The following is an 18,075-nucleotide window of genomic DNA, read 5'->3' on the forward strand; positions in this document are numbered from 1 at the left end:
CATGCATAGTTCTCCTCTCCTGCGTTGCCTTGTGGTTGCGGCCTGGTTTCTGGCTCACGGCGGTACGAAAACTGTTGCGCAATCGGTTCAACCGGCCGCGACTGTGCGGGCCAAACCGGTAAACACGGCTCGCCCCTGGACGTTCTGGTGGTGGATGGGCAGCGCCGTCACGGAGACCGAACTGACCCGGCAACTGACGCAATTTGCCGAAGCAGGACTGGGGGGCGTTCACATCATTCCTATTTACGGCGTTAAAGGTCAGGAGAATCAGTTTATTCCGTTCCTGAGCGAACGCTGGTTAGCCGTTTTTTCGCACACGGTTCGGGAAGCAAACCGGCTCGGGTTGGGCGTCGACCTCACGGCGGGCACGGGCTGGCCGTTTGGCGGTCCCAACGTGACGCCCGACATGGCCGCTCACCAGTGGCAGTTGACGGGTACTCAGTTGACCACCGCGCTGACCAAACAGCAGGTGAAACGCCCCGCGCCGGGTGGGGCCGGACCCGCCCTCGATTACTTCGACCGGAGTGCTACCGAACAGTATCTGCGCCGGTTCGATTCGACGCTGGTCACCCTGCCCGAACGCCCCCGTGCGGTCTATAACGACTCCTACGAATTATACGGAGCCAACTGGACCCGTGACTTTCCGGGTGAGTTCCGCAAACGCCGGGGCTACGCGCTGGATTCGCAGTTGCGGTCTTTTCTGGATACGACTCGAACAGAAGCGAGCATCCGCGTCCGGCAGGATTACCACGAAACCCTGTCCGACCTGCTCACCGACGGCTTCACCGCCACCTGGACGGGCTGGGCGACCAAACACCGCTACCTGACCCGCAATCAGGCGCACGGATCGCCGGGTAATTTGCTCGACCTGTACGCCTTAGCCGACATTCCCGAAACGGAATCGTTTGGCAGCAGCCAGTTTCCCATTCCGGGCCTGCGCGTCGATGAAGGCTACGAAGTGGACCGGTTCGGTACGCCCCACCCGCTGGCCATGAAGTTTGCTTCGTCGGCCGCGCACTTGACGGGCAAGCGGTTGGTCAGTTCGGAAACGGGCACGTGGTTGGCCAACCATTTCAACGTGTCGCTCGCCCAGTTGAAACCGCAGATGGACGAGTTGTTCACGGCGGGGATTAACCATATTTTTTACCACGGCACGACCTACTCGCCCGGCAGCGAACTCTGGCCGGGCTGGCTGTTCTACGCATCGACGAACTACGGCCCCTCGTCGCACTTCTGGAACGAACTGCCCGCCCTGAACCGGTACGTCGAACGCTGCCAGACCCGCCTGCAAGCGAGTCGTCCCGACAACGACGTGCTGGTTTATTTCCCCATCCACGACCTGTGGGCGACACGGGCGAAATCGGCGGGCGGGGTGCATCAACTGGAAGTTCACCACGTGGACCGGTGGCTGCTGCCGCTGCCCTTCGGCCGCTTATGCGACACGCTGCGGCAACGGGGCTACAGTTTCGATTACGTGTCGGATAAGCAGTTGAACCAGCTTTCGGTGTCGGCGGGCCGGGTAACGGCACCGGGTGGGCGCTACCGGGTAATTTTGATTCCGGCTTGTCAGTACATGCCGGAGACAACGCTGCGCCGGTTGCGGGATTTGGCGAAACAGGGCGCAACCATCGTTTTTGAGCAAACCCTGCCGCAGCAGGCACCCGGATTCAACGCGTTCGAGCGCCGAAATGCACAGGTTCGGGAACTGGGTGGGGAAATGCAACGGATGAAGACCGTTCGGGTGGCGACCGATGCGGGGCAGACGCTGGCTGCGCTGCGCGTACCCGCCGAACAAATAGCCACGCTGGGGCTGTCGTTTATCCGCAGGCAGGCCGGAGGTAAACCCGTTTATTTCATCGCGAACCTGGCCAATCAATTCCAGTCGGGCTGGATTTCGCTGGCAAGTCCGGGTACGCGCTGGTACCGATACGACCCGCTCTCCGACCAGACTACCGCCGTGCCCATCCGCCGAACGGCCAATGCATCCACGCAGGTGTGGCTGCGGCTGTTGCCGGGGCAGTCGTGTTTTCTGACATCGGCACCGCCCGCTCAATCGGTTAGTGGGCAAAACGCCCCGGTCCCGCCCAGCGCACCGCCCGTTGTTACCGAACTGACCGGCCCCTGGTCGCTCACGTTTGTCTCTGGTAAACCCGCCGGGCTTCCATCGGCTACGATGAATGCGTTAGCCAGTTGGACAACGCTGTCTGATTCGGCGGGTTATTTTTCGGGTACTGCCCGTTACGAAACGACGTTCCGGTTGGCTGATCCTGTAAACCCAGCGGCAACGTACCGGCTTTCGCTCGGCGACGTGCGCGAGACGGCCCGCGTCTGGCTCAATGGGCAGGAAATAGGGCTGGCCTGGTCGCTGCCATTCGAAGTGACGATTCCTGCGAAATTACTGCGGCCAACCGGCAATCGATTAGTGATTGAAGTGGTTAACCTGTCGGCCAATTACATGCGGCTGCGGGACGGTCAGTTACCCGACTGGAAGAAGTTCTACGACATCAACATCGTCGATATTCGCTACCGTCCCTTCGACGCCACGCAGTGGAAACCCACGCCATCGGGACTGCTGGGTCCGGTTCGGTTCGTGCAGGAAACGAACTAAATTTGACTACGGCCGGGACAAGTTGCCGTGTGACTACTGTAATCCTACTCTATCTTCATCATTCAGCTAAGATCGGGGGAATTGGCACCTGAATTTTGCCGGTGATCTCACGCCGGTGATTCGTGCCCCAATTCATCATAGCCTGGATCACTTCTCTCAGGGTCAGGCTGTATTCCGTCATTTCATATTCGACCGCTACGGGTTTGGTGTCGTGTACCGTCCGCTTCACCAACCGGTTTATTTCTAACTCCTGTAACTCTTTAGATAGGATACGGGGCGAAATGCCGATCTCCCGGCTCAGTTCTGTGAATCTCATTTTGCGTTCCATCAGCGTCGCAATGATGACTAATTTCCATTTGCCGTTGATCACCTCCAGTGTATCCTGAAGCGCGCGGTTTCTGGCTTTACAGGGTTGTTCCAAAAATTTGTTCATCTCACTATCCTTTTTGTAACCGCTATTCTTTTTGTAATTAGTAACAAATGTACTGAAATAAGGAACACTTTTGTTGCACCAGTACAAATCCAAATGAACACAAATGGACCGTTAACAGAGAGAAGCCTGAGCTGTTGATTCAAGTGCCTCATCCATTGAATGTTACGGGTATGAAACGTCGAAAATTCATCGAAATCACGCTGGCAGCCGCACCGTTGGCCGCTGCCAGCCAGCCCAAACCGGCAACCGGACAACCGACACCCAACCCCTTTAGTGTAAAAAAGGGGGAGGGACGCTACCACGGCCACATTAAACAGCGGGGGCCCAACGCCAATATCCTTGATGTGAAAGTGTCGGGTGTCGATACGGGTGGTAATCTGGCCGTGTTTGACTTAACCACCCGCACGCCCAAACAGGGTCCGCCCTTACACGTCCATCACCAGCAGGACGAAACCTTCATAGTGCAGGAGGGCGAATATGCCCTGATCGTCGGGGGCGATAAAATGCGGCTTATGGCTGGCGATACGGTGTTTTTGCCCCGGAACGTGCCGCACGCCTGGGCGCAGGTCAGTGAGCAGGCCCGCATGACCATTATCCTTCAACCGGCGGGTACGTTCGAAGCCTGTTTTGTGGCGATGGCCAAACTAAAAGAGCCTGCCAAAGAAGAGATTGTTAACCTCTTCGAGGCCCACGGCATGTCTATCGTAGGCCCTCCTCTAACAGTGGACTGATAAAGCAAGCGTAATCAATTTTTCAATAAACCAAAACAATAAAAAGTCATGAATTCAAAACTCACCTTTGTCCAATGCATTCAGGCCGGGCTTTTAGCCGGTGTCGTGTCCACCGTTATCAACGCGATCCTGTTTTTCATTTTCCACGCGACGGGTATTCTCGCTGATACTGTTTTTGTACAGCCGCCCAATCAGCCGCTCACCATCGTGCCGGTCATCATGGCCTCCATTGTACCGTCCCTGATCGGCAGTATCGTATTTTTTCTGATCGAGAAATTCACCAGCAACGGCTACCGGATATTCAGTATTCTGGCTATTGTGCTGGCGGTGTTGTCGCTGTTCAGCACGTTCACGGTGCCAGTAAATGTGACGATGGGTTACTCGCTGGTGCTTTGCGTGATGCATTTAGTCGTGGCGTTTGTCCTTGTTTATTTCATCGGCAGAAGCTTAAAACAACGAGTAACCGCCTAACACCCAAAACGCTTCAGGAAATCCTTGCGGAATTTTTCAGGTGCCCATGATCTTTTTCCGGTGGGCATTGCTGACCGATGTTTGTCTGTTTCACCTGCTTAATTCGTACTTACCACTCTGTCATACCGGCTTACCAGTGTGACGGAGTGGTTTAAACGCATCACCTAAAAATTGATATGGAAGTTGGCATTGATAGTTTTGCAGCCTCAAATTTTACCGGAAAATCGGCCAGTCCCGACCAGAACATGACCGCCATGGCCGACATTCTGGAACGGATGAAGCGGGCCGATGAGGTCGGCTTAGACGCGTTTGGCATCGGCGAGCACCACCGGCGGGAGTTTTTAGACTCGGCTCCCATCACCATTCTGTCGGCTGCGGCTGCCCTCACCAAAACCATCCGGCTTACCAGCGCCGTGACCGTACTGAGCGCGGCCGATCCGGTGCGGGTGTTTCAGGAATTTGCCAGTCTGGATATCATCTCGCGGGGCCGGGCTGAAATCGTGGCGGGCCGGGGTTCGTTTGTCGAAGCCTATCCGCTGTTCGGATTGAATCTCCACGACTACGATGACCTGTTTGTCGAAAAACTGGAATTGCTGCTGACCATTCGCGATCAGGAGGTGGTGCAGTGGAAAGGCCGGTTCCGGGCTGCGCTCAATAACGTAGCGGTTTATCCGCGACCCGTGCAGTCACCGCTGCCAGTTTGGGTAGGCGTGGGCGGCACGCCCGAGTCGTTTGTCCGGGCGGGTACGCTGGGTTTGCCGCTAATGGTGGCGATTATTGGGGGTGAAACGCGCCGGTTCCGCCCACTCGTTGATCTTTACCGGAAAGCAGGCAAACAGGCCGGTTTTCCACCAGAGCAGCTAAAAGTAGGCTTGCACTCAATGGGGTACGTCGCTGAAACCAGTCAGCAGGCCCGCGACGAGTTTTATCCCGGTTACGCCGAGTCGTTCACCAAAATTGGCCGCGAGCGGGGCTACCCACCCGTTACCCGCCCTCAATTCGACTATCAGACCGCCCCGGAAGGTGCTTTTTTAATCGGTAGCCCGCAGGAAGTAGCCGAAAAAATACAGCATCACAGTGAAGCCCTGGGCGGCATCGACCGGGTTATGTTTCAGATGGACACTGCTTTGTTACCGCAGGCCAAGCTGCTGAAATCCATTGAGTTACTTGGTCAGCACATAGCCCCCGTTCTGAGAATAGTATCATGAACAGACCAGTTGAGTCTATATACGGCCGTTAGCGGGCCAACATCGGCGAGATGATCAGGTGCCGGATGACGGCAGAACGGCAGTCCTCAGTTTTTTGTCAGTTCGCCATCTACGTTTCGCCAGATACCCAGCGGGTTGGCGTTCTGGAGAGCCGGGGGCAGCAGCGCATCCGGGAAGCTCTGGTACGTAACGGGGCGCACGAACCGCAGAATCGCGCCCGTTCCGACCGACGTACTGCGCCCGCCGTCGGAGGTGGCCGGGAAAGGTCCGCCGTGGGTCATGGCTTCGCTTACCTCCACGCCCGTCGGGAAACCGCCAAACAGCACCCGACCCGCTTTACGTTGTAATAGCTCAATCCAGTTGTACCCCGATTCACCTAATTCGGCTTCAGTGGCGTAAAGCGTCGCCGTCAACTGCCCTTCGAGCGATTGGATACACTCGGCCAGTTCAGCTTCGGTTTCGCAGACGACAAGTAGTGAACTCGGTCCGAAGATTTCGTGGCTCAGGTCGGGACTGAGCAAAAACAACTGGGCGGTCGTCGTCAGCACAGCGGGGCGTCCTTCGGTCCGGTCCTCGTTGGGGTCGGTTTCGCTCTCGGCCAGCACGTGTACGCCGGGGATGACCCGGATCTGCTGAATTCCCTTTTGAAAGGCTTTGTGAATGCCTGCGTTGAGCATCGTTGCCGGGGACGACGCCCGGATTTTCTCGCCGACTGCATCTAGGAAATCGGCTGTTTTGGGCGAATCGAGCAGGAAAACCAGGCCGGGATTGGTGCAAAACTGGCCCACACCCAGCGTGACGGAAGCCGCTAATCCGTCGGCTACTTTCGCTGAGTTGTCGGCAAGGGCACCCGGCAAAATCACGACTGGGTTCACCGAACTCATCTCGGCGTAAACCGGAATGGGTTCGGGTCGTTCCTGAGCCACTCGTGACAACGCCAGTCCAGCCGCCCGCGAACCGGTGAAGCCAACGGCTTTTACGGCCGGGTGCGCCACCAGGGCCTGGGCTACCTCATTGTCGGCGTGGAGCAGCGAGAAGACGCCATCGGGCATCCCGGTTCTCTGCGCGGCCGACACGATGGCCTGACCCACTAATGACGACGTGCCGGGGTGGGCCGGATGCGCCTTCACGATCACCGGGCAGCCAGCGGCCAGCGCCGAAGCCGTGTCGCCCCCCGCTACCGAAAACGCCAGCGGAAAGTTACTCGCCCCAAACACGACCACCGGACCCAGCGGCACCAGCATCCGGCGCAGGTCGACGCGGGGCAGGGGTGTCCGGTCAGGGAGCGCTTTGTTGATGCGGGCATCCACCCACGAGCCTTCGCGTAGCAGGTTGGCAAACAGCCGGAGCTGACCCGTGGTGCGGCCCCGTTCGCCGGTGATGCGGCCCACGGGCAGGCCGCTTTCGAGCACGGCCCGGTCGATCAGGTCAGTGCCAATTGCGTCGATTTCAGCCGCGATGGCGTCTAAAAAATCGGCGCGACGGTGCGACGAAAGCCGGGCATACGTCGAAGAGACTGCGGCAGCTTTGTCAATGGCCTCATCAGCCTGCGCGGCCGACACATTGACGAATTCGTCGGGCAGCGCTTCGCCAAGAGCGGGCGCAAAGGCGTGAAACGGATCGGCTTCGCCCGAAACAGCTTCGTTACCGACGAAACTGGCGTTGAGTTGGCGTTGAGTAGTCATTGGTTTTTGCTGGTTACACCGTTGGCCCGACGCGTTCCAGCAGGGCTTTGGTTTTGCGGATGCCGGTGTATTCATCGTCCTTATTGCCTTCGTATTCGATACCCGCAATGCCTTTAAAACCGGCGTCTTTTACAACTTTCATAATGCGGTTGTAATCGGTTTCGATGCAGTTGCCAGCCTCGTCGAAGTCGTAGGTTTTGGCCGATACACCTTTGGCAAACGGCATGAGTTCGCCCGTGCCTTTATAGCGGTCGTACTGATCCTCGCAGCCAGCAGCGCCCCGTTTAATGCAGAAGTTGCCGAAGTCGGGCAGGGTGCCGACGTTTTTCATATTCACCTGCTTCATCACGCCCGACAGCCACTGCCCGTTGGACGAGTAACCACCGTGGTTTTCGACGATGACGTTGATGTTCATCGTTTTAGCGAATTCACCCAATTTGCCCAGTCCTTCGATGGCCGCTTTCTGAACCTCTTCGGCGGTGCCTTGCCCGGCTGCGTTGACCCGGATGGTTTTACAGCCCAGGACTTTGGCGCATTCGACCCAGCGGTGGTGATTTTCGACTGCTTTCATTCGTTCGGCCGCGTCAGTAGCGCCTAAGTTGCCTTCCCCGTCGATCATGATGAGGTGGTTGGTAATGCCGTTGTCTTTGCAGCGGGCCAGCAAATCGTTCAGGTACGTTTTGTCCTGCGCCTTGTCTTTAAAAAACTGATTGACGTACTCAACAATGCTGATGTCGAACTCTTTGCGGGCAATACCGGGAAAATCGAGGTTCGTAATTTTTTTGGCGAACAGCGCTTTGTGCAGCGACCACTCGGCTAATGAAATATCGAAGAACATCTTTTTCTTAGTGGTTTCGGCAAAAGCGGCTGGCATCAGCGTGAGGCTGGCAGCGGCTCCGGTGGCCTGTTTTATAAATGAACGGCGATTGGTTGTCATGTTGGTTTGTGGGTTTTTGAGTTTGTAGTTTGTAGTTTTCGAGTTCGGTGCTAAACTACGAACAACAAACCACAAACAACAAACCGAAACTCATGATCGAACTCAGTACCATTCGTGATGCCCACGACCGCATCCGCCCGCATATTCACCGCACCGCCGTTTTGACCAATCAGACGATTGATGAACGGGCCGGGGCCAGCTTGTTTTTTAAGTGCGAGAATTTCCAGAAGATCGGGGCGTTTAAGGCGCGGGGTGGTTTGAACGCCGTGCTGCAGGTGGCGGCTAACCGCGAAGGCACAAGTATAACGACCCATTCGTCGGGTAACCACGCGCAGGCGGTAGCGTTTGCGGCCCGGCAAGTGGGATTGCCCGCCCATATTGTGATGCCGCGCACGGCCCCGCAGGTCAAGAGAGATGCCGTTCGCGGTTACGGAGCCGAGGTGATCGAATGTGAACCGACGCTCGATGCCCGCGAAGCCGGCGTGCGGGCCGTCATCGACCGGACCGGTGCCGTGCTGGTACACCCCTTCGACGACGACCGCGTTATTGCCGGGCAAGCTACGGCCGCCAAAGAACTCATCGAAGATTATGGTAGCGACGATCCGTTTGCCGTAATTCTGGCTCCGGTCGGTGGGGGTGGACTGCTAAGCGGAACGGCTTTAACCACGCATTTTCTGTCGCCCGCGACCCGCGTTATTGCTGGCGAACCGGAGGGAGCCGCCGATGCCGTGCTGTCGTTTCGGAGCGGGCAGGTTGAGAAAGCACCGTTTGTCAACACCATTGCCGACGGGCTGCTGACGAACCTGAGTGAGCGGACGCTGGCCATTATCCAGGCGCACGTAACGGATATTCTGACCGTTTCAGACGCGGAAATCATCGCGGCTATGCGGCTGGTTTGGGAGCGGATGAAGATCATCATCGAGCCGTCCTGCGCCGTGCCGCTGGCAGTCGTACTGAAACACCCCGACCAGTTCGCCGGACAAAAAATAGGGATCATCCTGACGGGCGGCAACGTGGACTTGGGGAAGTTACCTTTTTGAAAAGGGATGGAACCGTATCGGCGGACCGACAGATCATACGAATCAGCACGAATTTTCTTTCATTATTAGGCATAACTAAACAGAGAGACGGACGGCCGCTGCCGGCAAACTTCCGACCGCTACGGCGGACCATTCACAACTGTTTTCGGATAAAAGTAGCGTAATTAGTAGAGTGTATTGAAATCAGTAGAGCAACACCTGTGTACCGAAAAAGTCATTTATCAAAGAAGTCGCGCCAGTTCGATCTGAGCGCGACTTTTTTGATGCGATTTACTGTACTGGTGGAATCACCTCAATGATTTGCCGTTTGATTGCGCGTTCTATCTCCCGATACCTTACTTCTTAAACGTCAATTTCTGTGCTACGTTATTGGCAATAGCTTTACCCTGCAACAAACTCGTCTCGTTGGTTTTGCGGTAGTGAATGCTGCCATAAAGCCGCGAGTTGGCCGCTTCGGTAGCTGTCTCCTCGAACGAATTGTAGGAACGCGGGCTGAACCCGACCAGATTATACGAGTTGTCAGTAAACTTATAGTTGGCCCCAAAAAACATAGTCAGGGTTTGGGACATCGCGCCCGATTGCACGGCGTGGGCCGAGGGGTATTCGGGGTGCGGGGGTGTGGCAAACAGGGCGTTCCAGGTGGGCTGGTTCAGCGTGGACCGGATGTAGGTGATGGGCCGTACGGTGTTGTAGAGGTACTTGCTCTTGAAAATACTGATCTGCGCGTCGGACAGGGCGATGCTGGCCTGCACAAAGGCCGTCGTGGCCACGTCTAATTTTGGCTGCTGGACCAGCAGTATCTGGTTCAGGATCGACAGCCAGTGGCCACTGATGAAGCTCTTTCCGTCGGCATTGTCGGCCCAGAACAGGGCAATCGTTTGCTGCCCGGCGGTCCGGCTCTGCGATACGTCATACACCTCTTTGGCCTGAGCGTAGTAGGCCGAAGCGGGGTTTTCGGAGTACGGCGTGGGCGGCCCCTGATCGGCTCCGGCATCGCTGTTGAGCAGAATTTGGCGGGCTTTCCCGATGTTGACACCTACCGGCGCGGCCAGCGCGGGCGGAGTAGGCACCCACAGCCCCACGCCAACCGGCACCGTATACGGCGTAGCGTCATCGTATCGGTCGGTTTTGGACCAGTCGAAGACTGCGGCCGCTATTTTTTTGCCAAAATCAGCCGAGCGGGTCAGTTCGTCTGCCGTGCGGTTTTTCAGAAACTGGTTGGTGAATAACGTTTCCAGCGAGTCTATGGACGTTTTGTTGGCGGCTGACGTCGTCGGGTAATAGTTGCGGTTCATGGCGGCTAAGGCCGCATTGGCGCAGGCAGGCCAGTAGTAGTTCTGCCCAGGCGTAACGGTTGGCAGGTTGGTCAGCCCGTTTAACTGGGGGGCAATAGACTGATAACCAGGCAGTCCCGGCACGATGGATTCGTAGGCCGAGATAGCCGCATAGGCAAACCGCCTGGGTATCAGGAAGGCGGCAGCCGGAGTGGTTTGGGTGAGCTTGAGTTGCAGGGTTAACCAAGAGGTAACCACATCGGCGGAGTAATCTGAAGCGTCGGGCGTTACGGGCTGCTGATGGTCCTGGCAGGAAGTTATCAGCAGGGAACAAACGAGCAGCCAGCGTAAGGGCGGCATCAAGCGTCGGGGGTGTGTAAACCGGTTCATTGGATGATAGGTTTTAGATTTGGTCGAAAAGTAGTACGTATGAACAGGGCCTGCTGGCTTATTCGACCAGACAAAGAACGGGCTTGTCAGATAACGTAGTCACGAAGACCAATGCCGTTCGTCGGCGATAAACGACATTCATCGCTGAAATGACATTATCGGTCGATGGTATTGATAATGAATTAATTAGATACAGAATTAGTCGCTATCTTTTCATGAAGTTTTCGGATATTCTCTCAACAGCCGTCGCATGAACTGGTTCAGGCAATTACTCGAAACCGACGATACGCCCCGGAACTGGCTCCTGCGGCACGGCCTGTACTGGACAGTGTTTACGGTTGGTTTGTCGGTTGCGAATATCAACTGGTTCAGCAGCTTTCCGGAAGCACTGCGGGGTGTGTTCATGGGTCTCCCTCAATGTGTGCCGGGCACGTACCTTTTTCTCTATTTCGTTCAACCGGCATTAATGCGGGAGCAGTACCGTCAGTTTCTATGGCGGCTGTTACTTTGGATGCTGACTTTTCTGTTGTTTCGCCTGTTTCTCATCGTGGGTGAATCCCCGGCGGGCCTATCGCAGACCGATTTTCCCCACAATCCGTTTCAGATAATGTTTGATACAGGATTTATGATGAATAATTGTTTCGTATTCCTGGCGGCTTCGATGAAGATGTTTCGGTATTGGTACCGGAAAGAACAGGCCAACCAGCAACTGGCGCGGGAAACACTGCTCATGGAATTGCAGGTGTTGAAGGCCCAGGTTCATCCGCATTTTCTCTTCAATACGCTCAACAACATTTACTCATTGACGCTGCAGCAGTCCGGCAACGCATCAGAAATCGTGCAGAAACTATCAGGTCTGCTTCGGTACATGTTTCGCGAATGCAATGCCCCGGAAGTGCCACTGAGTAAAGAAATCGAACTGCTCCGAAACTACACCCAACTCGAACAAATCCGCTACGGCAATCGCCTGACTATCGACCTGACCGTTCGGGGCGACCTGACCAGTAAACAGATTGCTCCTCTATTGCTAATTCCGTTCGTAGAAAACGCGTTTAAGCATGGTGCCTCGCAACAAACCGACCAGGCCACTATTGAACTCAGTTTATTGATGATGAATAATGAACTGAATTTCAGGGTAGAAAATAGCCGAAGTACCGATCTTATCCAGGCACAAACGCCACACAGTGGGTTAGGACTGGCAAATGTCAGGAAGCGGCTGGCATTGATCTACCCGGACCGGCATCGGTTGGCTATTCGTTCGGAAACCACCCGGTATTTAGTCGAATTAACGATTCAGCTGAATTAAGCCTATGTTCCCGTTTTTACCCAAAAATCGCTTCTATCGACACGGGCTGTTCTGGCTGGTCGTGGCAGCGTATTTTTTTATTCCTCAATGGATTTATCCTGATTACATCGACACGGTTACCCATTACTATGTCAACCGCAACGGCGGACCGTTCGATTATCAGCACTCGCCCTATTTTCTGACTATTCTGTTCCTCAATGGGTTAGACGTTGGTATGCTCTATGCATATGCGTTCCTGCGGTGGGCTATGCCCCCTTTGCTGAATGGCCGCTATGGAACCGGCCTTGGGCTATATCTGCTCATCACGGTTGTGGTTTGTTACGTAGCCCGGATCGCCAAAGGATTACATATGGCCGTAATAGACCCACTCCTGCAGGGCAAACCGTTCCGCCCGTTCGACAGCCGTTATCTTGATGATTATTTCTTCGATCAGGTGTATATCCACGAATACAGCACCATTATTCTGGTTCTGGCTGTTTACAAATTCTTTACTAACTGGCGGCAAAAACAGCAGGAAGCCAACCGCTTGGAACGCGAAAAAATAAGCACCGAAATTCAACTGATTAAAACGCAGGTCAACCCTGATTTTGTGTTCAGTTCACTTAATGAATTAGATACACTGATCCGGCAGAAGTCGAAGCAGGCCCCCGAACTGGTTCTGAAATTAGCGCGCTTACTACGTTATGTATTGTATGAAAGCCAGGCCGAACTTGTGCCACTGGCGAGGGAAGTAGCTATGATTGAACACTACGTTTGCCTGCAACGAATTATACACCCGACCAATCTGGAAGTATCATTCACGGTTCGCGGGCATACTGAGGACCACTCTATTGCGCCCTCATCACTATTCCCCATCGTTGAAAACGCGTTTCAGCAACTACCGGTTGAGCAACCCGATGAGCCAGCCTGGGTGAGCATTGATCTGGCCATTAACGAAACGCACCTGACCCTGAAAGTCATCAACGGGCAAACCATCAACCAGCCCGACGAAGCCGCCTGGCTGGTTGATGTTCAAAAACAGCTCCACTTTTATTATGAGGAGAGCTTTGACCTGCAAGTGCGGTCAGACGTTGATGCCCATATTATTTCGCTGACGCTGCCGTTGTCGGCAGTACCGCAACCCGACCTCGCAGTACCTAAGCCTTTGCCCGAAAACGGCCTTACCACATCGGCAGTTCGATAAACGTAACCGACCGAAATTTCATTGTTTCACGATCAGCGTTTCCGTTGCAGATGGTTCTGAAACGGAAACCACACGACCAGGTGTTGGCGGTTCGATACGAAACGTTTGGGTATAGACAGCATAGGGTTTGCTCAGACTAATCGTATAGACGCCGGCGGGTACTGACGACAGATCGAAATACTGGCGATAATAGACTGACGACTCAAATTCGTCGTAGACTATTTTTTCCCGCTGATCGCGAATTTGAACCCGAACGGAGCCACGTGCTTTGTTATCGAAGTTAATTCTGATAGTTGACGGTTTGGTAGCAACTGGATACACAAGAGCCTGAAAACCAGTCGATGGCGATTCGGTCAATTTTGCCTGACCGGTAAGCGTCTGGGCATGGGTGGCTGGCAAAATGAGTCCGATATCCATTAGCAATACGAAGGCAGCATAACTAAGATTGTGCAGAAAAAAGCGGTTCGTTTTCATGATTGTAGTTGCCTATAATTTGGTTAAATCATCCGGCTTTGTGCCGACTTGCTGAACCAAAAGTATAGTGCCCGACAAGGCTCGCGCTTGCTTATTCGTCAGATGCAGACGCATGATCGACACATCGTGCGCAACACGGGTCGAGTGACATTGGGTACCCTTTATTGTCGTTTGTCGCCGACGAACGGCATTGATCACCTAAAACGAATAGTCTGCCTAAAAACTTGATAATTAATAGATTACCGACATAAAGACTGTTACCTTTTGGGTCAAAACCACCAGCTACCATGGAGTGGGTTATGTCAACTTCTAAAACGGAGATTCGCCATTGGCTGGGGCGGCATCTGCTGTTCTGGCTGGTGGTGATGGTAGGGGATTCGTATCTGTCTTATGCCCTGCGTGGACCAGAAAGTAACTGGCTGGAGAGTCTGCAGGCAACAGCGATTATGTGGCCCTATACAATGGGGCTTACCTACCTGGCTTTAGTCTGGGTACTACCGTCGGCTTTAGCGGGTCGGCATGATCGGTTCGTGCGTTGGGCGGTAATATATGTGTTTGGGAGTTGGATTCTTATGGGTCTATACCGTGGCTACGTAGTGATTCCACTCCTAACGGGTAAATTAAGACTATTCCCGAGCTACCAGGAAGCTATTGCTCTGTTGGACTGGTACATTGCACTTGTGATCGTGGGCGTGGCAGTAGGAATCAGACTGTACCGATTCTGGTATCATCGGAAGCGGGCTAACCAGCAGTTGGCCCACGAAACACTGATTATAGAATTGCAGGTGCTGAAGGCGCAGATTCATCCCCATTTTTTGTTTAACACCCTCAACAATTTGTATTCGCTGATACTCAAACACTCGCCCCAAGCTCCCAATATGGTTCTGAAATTGTCAGGCATGTTGCACTACATGATTCATGATTGTAATAGGCCGGACGTACCACTGGCGAAGGAAGTGCTTTTTCTGGAAAACTATATTGAGCTCGAAAAGCTACGCTATGGCCCTCGGTTAATCGTTTCGATGACTGTTACGGGTGAGATCAGTACAAACCTAATTGCCCCCTTATTGCTCATTCCATTTGTAGAAAATGCGTTTAAACACGGATCGGCCCAGCAAACTGGTCAGGCCCACATCGAGGTAGTACTGGTTATGACTGGCCGTGAAATGCTGTTTAGAGTTGAAAATAGTAAAGATGAAAAAACAGTATCCCACACCTGGCAAAACACAGGAAGTATTGGCCTGGCTAATGTTCAGAAGCGACTAATGCTGCTTTATCCCGACGCGCACAAATTGCTCATTCGCCCCGAAAGGGAGCGGTTTGTTGTTGAGCTAACGATTCAACTCGATCAAAAAGCTGTATTGATTCAACAGCCCCGATCAGCCATAAGCTCTCCCTATTAAAACATGGTGCAGCGACGACCTATCAACCGATTCATTCGACACTTGCGGTTCTGGGCAGGAGTGAACCTTTTCTTTTTCATCGGCTTTTTCACTCAGCCGGAAGTCTATCCCTTTAATCCCATTCCTTTTTTGGTCGAACTATTTTTTGCCAGTCTATTAACCTTATTGTTCTATACCTACATACTGATCTATGGTTTATTGCCTCTGTTATTTAGGGGAGCATATGGTTGGTTTGCGGTGGGTTTATTGGGTCTGAATATAATGGCTCCGATGTTGTACGATGCTCTGGGATATGTACAGCAATTCTTCCAGCATTGGATAGGTTACGACTCATCCCGTTTTGTGAATGCAATTGAGTTTACTAATCCATTTTTAAGTCCTATTTTCATTGAAAGCAACTTAGTTGCCGGCTTAATGGCCGGTATTAAATTATTCGACCAATGGCGGCAGAAACAGCAGGAAAGCCAACGGCTCGAACGCGAAAAACTACAGAATGAACTCCAACTGCTCAAACTGAAATTAAATCCCGATTTCCTGTTCGGCTCCCTGCATGCCTTACACAGGCTTATCCAGCAACAGTCTACACTGGCTCCCGAAGTCGTGCTGAAACTCGCCCATTTTCTGCGCTACGTCCTCTACGAAAGCCAGAGCGATAGAATGCCTCTGCTCAGAGAAATAGAAATTATTGAAAACTACGTATCACTACAGCGATCTATTCATCCGGCGGGACTGGATGTATCGTTTTCTGTTCGGGGAAATCTGAGTAATCGGACGGTGGGATCCCTATTACTGTTTCAACTCGTCGAACATGCCTTTCGCGATCTCCCTGCTGAACGGGATAATCCATACACTGACGAACCCGATTGGGTAAGCATTGATCTGGCTATAACCGAAACACAATTAACGCTGAAAGTCATTGACGGGCAGATGAATAACCGGGCCGATAACTCAAATCAACTTGCTGATATTCAGAAACAATTATACTTTCACTACGCCGATAGCTATGATCTCCAGGTATACCCAGAACCGGACGCTTATATCGTTACGCTGACCCTGCCATTCATTCTATCAGCCGAATCGCCAGCCAGTCGATTGGTAAATCCTCACTCCTCACCTGACTATGACCCTACGCTGCTTAATCGTTGACGACGAGCCACCGGCTTTAGATGTGCTGGAACTCTACATCGAGTCCGTAGCGGGACTTGCCGTAGCTGCCCGTTGCGAAAATGCCCTGCAAGCTTTTCAGGTATTGCAACAGCAACCCATCGACCTGATGTTTCTGGATATTACGATGCCGAAATTGATCGGGACCGATTTTCTGCGGACGCTGCGGAGTCCGCCCCCGGTTATCATTACCACCGCCTATCGCGAGTACGCCCTCGATGGCTACGAGTTAGACGTAGTGGATTACCTGCTCAAACCCATTCCCTTCGACCGGTTTTTGCGGGCCGTGGGCAAAGTGCTGAAAACATCTGACAGTACACTGCCCGTCTCCCTGCCAGAGAAAGGACCTTCCCGTCATTCGGAAGCTGGTTTTCTGTTTTTTCGGGCTGACCGCAAGTTAGTGAAGGTACTCACCAGCGACATTCTGTACGTGGAGAGCCTGAAAGACTACGTCCGAATTATAACGGTAACCGGCAAGCCACTGGTAGTGAAGCAAACTATCAGCGCCCTCGAAGCCATGCTGCCTGCCGATCAGTTTGTGCGGGTGCATCGGTCATTCATCGCGGCTGCTTCCCATGTCACAACCTATACACCCCGCCACGTCGAGGTAGCGGGTCAGGAGCTACCTATTGGCCGATTGTATCAAAAAGACGTAGAGCGGGTGCTGAGGGTTAGTTGAGGCTGTCATCTCGCCAGAAACTTAAGAATCACTTCGGCATCGTACGGTTTTAATTCGTGAATTTGTAAGGGTGGGGTCGCCGGGAATCCAGTTGTCCATCACGATGCGGCCGCCCGGACGGGTGAGCCGCACGGCTACCTCGACCGGTTTGGGGGCGAACATGGGGTATACCTAAAAATAGGCAAGCGGTGCTATGACCTTGACTTGATTTGTGGGTCTTTAAGCTTGAATTGCTTCTTAAGTTGAGAAGCTGAATAGGTTCCCGGTGGGTAGTACTCTACAATCGGGACGTAATCCAGTCCAAGTTGATAATTAGTGGAATAAAACAGGGTGGTGGCCCACATTCGTACGATATGTTTCATCGGGCCACCCCCACATAAGCTTACATTACTCTGATTACAAAATAAAATCATGGAGCTACTACCAATTGGGGCAACCATCAATGAAAATGAGCGATTCGCTGATCATCCCGACTGTCAGGTCGGTCTTTCTTTGACTATAGATTACTTCGATAAAATTGGTTATAAACCACCATGGATAGGGTATTTTGCCCAAATTGACAATAAATTAGTAGGGAGTGCTGGTTTTAAAAGTGAACCCAAAGAGGGTAAAGTAGAAGTTGCCTACAGCACATTTCCTCAGTATCAACGACAAGGTTTAGGCAGCGAAATGTGTAGACGATTGGTAGTAATTGCCTTACAAACCAATCCGGCAATCAAGATTACAGCCCGAACATTAGAGCAAGAAAATTATTCAACGCGTATTTTGAAGAAAAACGGTTTTGAGTGTGTCGGTACTATTTGGGATCAAGAAGATGGCACTGTCTTGGAATGGGAATATCGAAGTACGGCTCCGATCAATAGCTGAAAGTCTGTGTTTAGGGCTCAGACTAATATAATTTGCGTTTATAAGTAATTAGGCAAATTTAGAATAGATCAACTATTTTAGCGGCATGAGCCGCAAAGAAAAGCATATTGATCTTGTTGAAGCCAAGCTGATTACCTTGCAAGAAGGAGCAAAATACCATCCCAAACCTGAATTTAGAGAAAAATGCCGTGCCCTTTTACTCAATCAGGCGGGAGTAACCAT

At 53.0% G+C, this 18,075-nt stretch carries 17 protein-coding genes; 11 read left to right on the forward strand and 6 right to left on the reverse strand.

Translation table 11 applies throughout. From position 1 onward, the window contains the following. The first annotated feature begins 1 nt into the window (after nucleotide 1). Nucleotides 2–2,608, forward strand: coding sequence for a glycosyl hydrolase (locus ACYVHB_RS04440; RefSeq protein ID WP_461049969.1), 2,607 nt, complete (start codon nucleotides 2–4; stop codon nucleotides 2,606–2,608). 58 nt (nucleotides 2,609–2,666) lie between these two features. Here ACYVHB_RS04440 and ACYVHB_RS04445 read toward each other — a convergent pair whose 3' ends face one another. After that, nucleotides 2,667–3,041, reverse strand: a complete 375-nt coding sequence (locus ACYVHB_RS04445; protein ID WP_461049970.1) for a winged helix-turn-helix transcriptional regulator — start codon at nucleotides 3,039–3,041, stop codon at nucleotides 2,667–2,669. Nucleotides 3,042–3,211: 170 nt separating this feature from the next. On the opposite strand from ACYVHB_RS04445, the gene ACYVHB_RS04450 reads away from it, so the two are divergent. From ACYVHB_RS04450 to ACYVHB_RS04460, 3 genes are all read left to right on the forward strand, one after another. Further along, nucleotides 3,212–3,772, forward strand: a complete 561-nt coding sequence (locus tag ACYVHB_RS04450) for a cupin domain-containing protein (protein ID WP_461049973.1) — start codon at nucleotides 3,212–3,214, stop codon at nucleotides 3,770–3,772. Nucleotides 3,773–3,820: 48 nt separating this feature from the next. Then, nucleotides 3,821–4,243 (forward strand): DUF6069 family protein, encoded by a 423-nt coding sequence (locus ACYVHB_RS04455; protein WP_461049975.1) that lies wholly within the window; start codon nucleotides 3,821–3,823, stop codon nucleotides 4,241–4,243. Nucleotides 4,244–4,419: 176 nt separating this feature from the next. Continuing rightward, on the forward strand, nucleotides 4,420–5,451 hold the full coding sequence (locus ACYVHB_RS04460; RefSeq protein ID WP_461049977.1) for an LLM class flavin-dependent oxidoreductase: 1,032 nt from the start codon (nucleotides 4,420–4,422) through the stop codon (nucleotides 5,449–5,451). Nucleotides 5,452–5,537: 86 nt separating this feature from the next. On the opposite strand, the gene ACYVHB_RS04465 is transcribed toward ACYVHB_RS04460, so the two are convergent. Both ACYVHB_RS04465 and ACYVHB_RS04470 read right to left on the reverse strand, forming a co-directional pair. Then, nucleotides 5,538–7,136 (reverse strand): aldehyde dehydrogenase (NADP(+)), encoded by a 1,599-nt coding sequence (locus ACYVHB_RS04465; protein ID WP_461049979.1) that lies wholly within the window; start codon nucleotides 7,134–7,136, stop codon nucleotides 5,538–5,540. Nucleotides 7,137–7,149: 13 nt separating this feature from the next. Then, entirely contained in the window at nucleotides 7,150–8,073 is a 924-nt protein-coding gene (locus tag ACYVHB_RS04470) for a sugar phosphate isomerase/epimerase family protein (RefSeq protein WP_461049981.1), read from the reverse strand. Nucleotides 8,074–8,165: 92 nt separating this feature from the next. Here ACYVHB_RS04470 and ACYVHB_RS04475 point away from each other — a divergent pair, with 92 nt between their 5' ends. After that, nucleotides 8,166–9,113: a threonine ammonia-lyase gene (locus ACYVHB_RS04475; RefSeq protein ID WP_461049983.1), complete on the forward strand. Its 948-nt coding sequence runs from the start codon at nucleotides 8,166–8,168 to the stop codon at nucleotides 9,111–9,113. A 335-nt stretch (nucleotides 9,114–9,448) separates the two neighbouring features. On the opposite strand, the gene ACYVHB_RS04480 is transcribed toward ACYVHB_RS04475, so the two are convergent. Beyond that, the gene (locus ACYVHB_RS04480; RefSeq protein WP_461049985.1) at nucleotides 9,449–10,777 is read right to left on the reverse strand and encodes a vanadium-dependent haloperoxidase; all 1,329 of its coding nucleotides are present in this window, start codon (nucleotides 10,775–10,777) and stop codon (nucleotides 9,449–9,451) included. Between the two features lie 250 nt (nucleotides 10,778–11,027). Here ACYVHB_RS04480 and ACYVHB_RS04485 point away from each other — a divergent pair, with 250 nt between their 5' ends. Beyond that, complete coding sequence (locus ACYVHB_RS04485) at nucleotides 11,028–12,083, forward strand: sensor histidine kinase (RefSeq protein WP_461049987.1); 1,056 nt, start codon at nucleotides 11,028–11,030, stop codon at nucleotides 12,081–12,083. A 4-nt stretch (nucleotides 12,084–12,087) separates the two neighbouring features. Beyond that, nucleotides 12,088–13,266, forward strand: coding sequence for a sensor histidine kinase (locus ACYVHB_RS04490; protein WP_461049988.1), 1,179 nt, complete (start codon nucleotides 12,088–12,090; stop codon nucleotides 13,264–13,266). A gap of 18 nt (nucleotides 13,267–13,284) precedes the next feature. Here the strand turns inward: ACYVHB_RS04490 and ACYVHB_RS04495 are convergent, their stop codons facing one another. After that, nucleotides 13,285–13,740: a hypothetical protein gene (locus ACYVHB_RS04495; protein ID WP_461049990.1), complete on the reverse strand. Its 456-nt coding sequence runs from the start codon at nucleotides 13,738–13,740 to the stop codon at nucleotides 13,285–13,287. A 299-nt stretch (nucleotides 13,741–14,039) separates the two neighbouring features. On the opposite strand from ACYVHB_RS04495, the gene ACYVHB_RS04500 reads away from it, so the two are divergent. From ACYVHB_RS04500 to ACYVHB_RS04510, 3 genes are all read left to right on the forward strand, one after another. After that, complete coding sequence (locus ACYVHB_RS04500) at nucleotides 14,040–15,143, forward strand: sensor histidine kinase (protein WP_461049991.1); 1,104 nt, start codon at nucleotides 14,040–14,042, stop codon at nucleotides 15,141–15,143. Nucleotides 15,144–15,557: 414 nt separating this feature from the next. Then, complete coding sequence (locus ACYVHB_RS04505) at nucleotides 15,558–16,289, forward strand: sensor histidine kinase (RefSeq protein ID WP_461049993.1); 732 nt, start codon at nucleotides 15,558–15,560, stop codon at nucleotides 16,287–16,289. Further along, nucleotides 16,264–16,986, forward strand: coding sequence for a LytR/AlgR family response regulator transcription factor (locus ACYVHB_RS04510; RefSeq protein ID WP_461049995.1), 723 nt, complete (start codon nucleotides 16,264–16,266; stop codon nucleotides 16,984–16,986). The genes ACYVHB_RS04505 and ACYVHB_RS04510 overlap by 26 nt, the downstream gene beginning before the upstream one ends. A 21-nt stretch (nucleotides 16,987–17,007) precedes the next feature. Here ACYVHB_RS04510 and ACYVHB_RS04515 read toward each other — a convergent pair whose 3' ends face one another. Then, nucleotides 17,008–17,148: a hypothetical protein gene (locus tag ACYVHB_RS04515; RefSeq protein ID WP_461049996.1), complete on the reverse strand. Its 141-nt coding sequence runs from the start codon at nucleotides 17,146–17,148 to the stop codon at nucleotides 17,008–17,010. A 249-nt stretch (nucleotides 17,149–17,397) separates the two neighbouring features. Here ACYVHB_RS04515 and ACYVHB_RS04520 point away from each other — a divergent pair, with 249 nt between their 5' ends. Then, nucleotides 17,398–17,853 (forward strand): GNAT family N-acetyltransferase, encoded by a 456-nt coding sequence (locus tag ACYVHB_RS04520; RefSeq protein ID WP_461049998.1) that lies wholly within the window; start codon nucleotides 17,398–17,400, stop codon nucleotides 17,851–17,853. Nucleotides 17,854–18,075 lie beyond the last annotated feature (222 nt).

The organism is Spirosoma arcticum (assembly GCF_054779955.1).

What these genes read in the sequence shown, in the direction of transcription:
- ACYVHB_RS04440 (WP_461049969.1), top strand. Translation starts at nt 2, where the DNA reads ATGCATAGTTCTCCTCTCCTGCGTTGCCTTGTGGTTGCGGCCTGGTTT.
- ACYVHB_RS04445 (WP_461049970.1), bottom strand. Translation starts at nt 3,041, where the DNA reads ATGAACAAATTTTTGGAACAACCCTGTAAAGCCAGAAACCGCGCGCTT.
- ACYVHB_RS04450 (WP_461049973.1), top strand. Translation starts at nt 3,212, where the DNA reads ATGAAACGTCGAAAATTCATCGAAATCACGCTGGCAGCCGCACCGTTG.
- ACYVHB_RS04455 (WP_461049975.1), top strand. Translation starts at nt 3,821, where the DNA reads ATGAATTCAAAACTCACCTTTGTCCAATGCATTCAGGCCGGGCTTTTA.
- ACYVHB_RS04460 (WP_461049977.1), top strand. Translation starts at nt 4,420, where the DNA reads ATGGAAGTTGGCATTGATAGTTTTGCAGCCTCAAATTTTACCGGAAAA.
- ACYVHB_RS04465 (WP_461049979.1), bottom strand. Translation starts at nt 7,136, where the DNA reads ATGACTACTCAACGCCAACTCAACGCCAGTTTCGTCGGTAACGAAGCT.
- ACYVHB_RS04470 (WP_461049981.1), bottom strand. Translation starts at nt 8,073, where the DNA reads ATGACAACCAATCGCCGTTCATTTATAAAACAGGCCACCGGAGCCGCT.
- ACYVHB_RS04475 (WP_461049983.1), top strand. Translation starts at nt 8,166, where the DNA reads ATGATCGAACTCAGTACCATTCGTGATGCCCACGACCGCATCCGCCCG.
- ACYVHB_RS04480 (WP_461049985.1), bottom strand. Translation starts at nt 10,777, where the DNA reads ATGAACCGGTTTACACACCCCCGACGCTTGATGCCGCCCTTACGCTGG.
- ACYVHB_RS04485 (WP_461049987.1), top strand. Translation starts at nt 11,028, where the DNA reads ATGAACTGGTTCAGGCAATTACTCGAAACCGACGATACGCCCCGGAAC.
- ACYVHB_RS04490 (WP_461049988.1), top strand. Translation starts at nt 12,088, where the DNA reads ATGTTCCCGTTTTTACCCAAAAATCGCTTCTATCGACACGGGCTGTTC.
- ACYVHB_RS04495 (WP_461049990.1), bottom strand. Translation starts at nt 13,740, where the DNA reads ATGAAAACGAACCGCTTTTTTCTGCACAATCTTAGTTATGCTGCCTTC.
- ACYVHB_RS04500 (WP_461049991.1), top strand. Translation starts at nt 14,040, where the DNA reads ATGTCAACTTCTAAAACGGAGATTCGCCATTGGCTGGGGCGGCATCTG.
- ACYVHB_RS04505 (WP_461049993.1), top strand. Translation starts at nt 15,558, where the DNA reads ATGGCCGGTATTAAATTATTCGACCAATGGCGGCAGAAACAGCAGGAA.
- ACYVHB_RS04510 (WP_461049995.1), top strand. Translation starts at nt 16,264, where the DNA reads ATGACCCTACGCTGCTTAATCGTTGACGACGAGCCACCGGCTTTAGAT.
- ACYVHB_RS04515 (WP_461049996.1), bottom strand. Translation starts at nt 17,148, where the DNA reads ATGTTCGCCCCCAAACCGGTCGAGGTAGCCGTGCGGCTCACCCGTCCG.
- ACYVHB_RS04520 (WP_461049998.1), top strand. Translation starts at nt 17,398, where the DNA reads ATGGAGCTACTACCAATTGGGGCAACCATCAATGAAAATGAGCGATTC.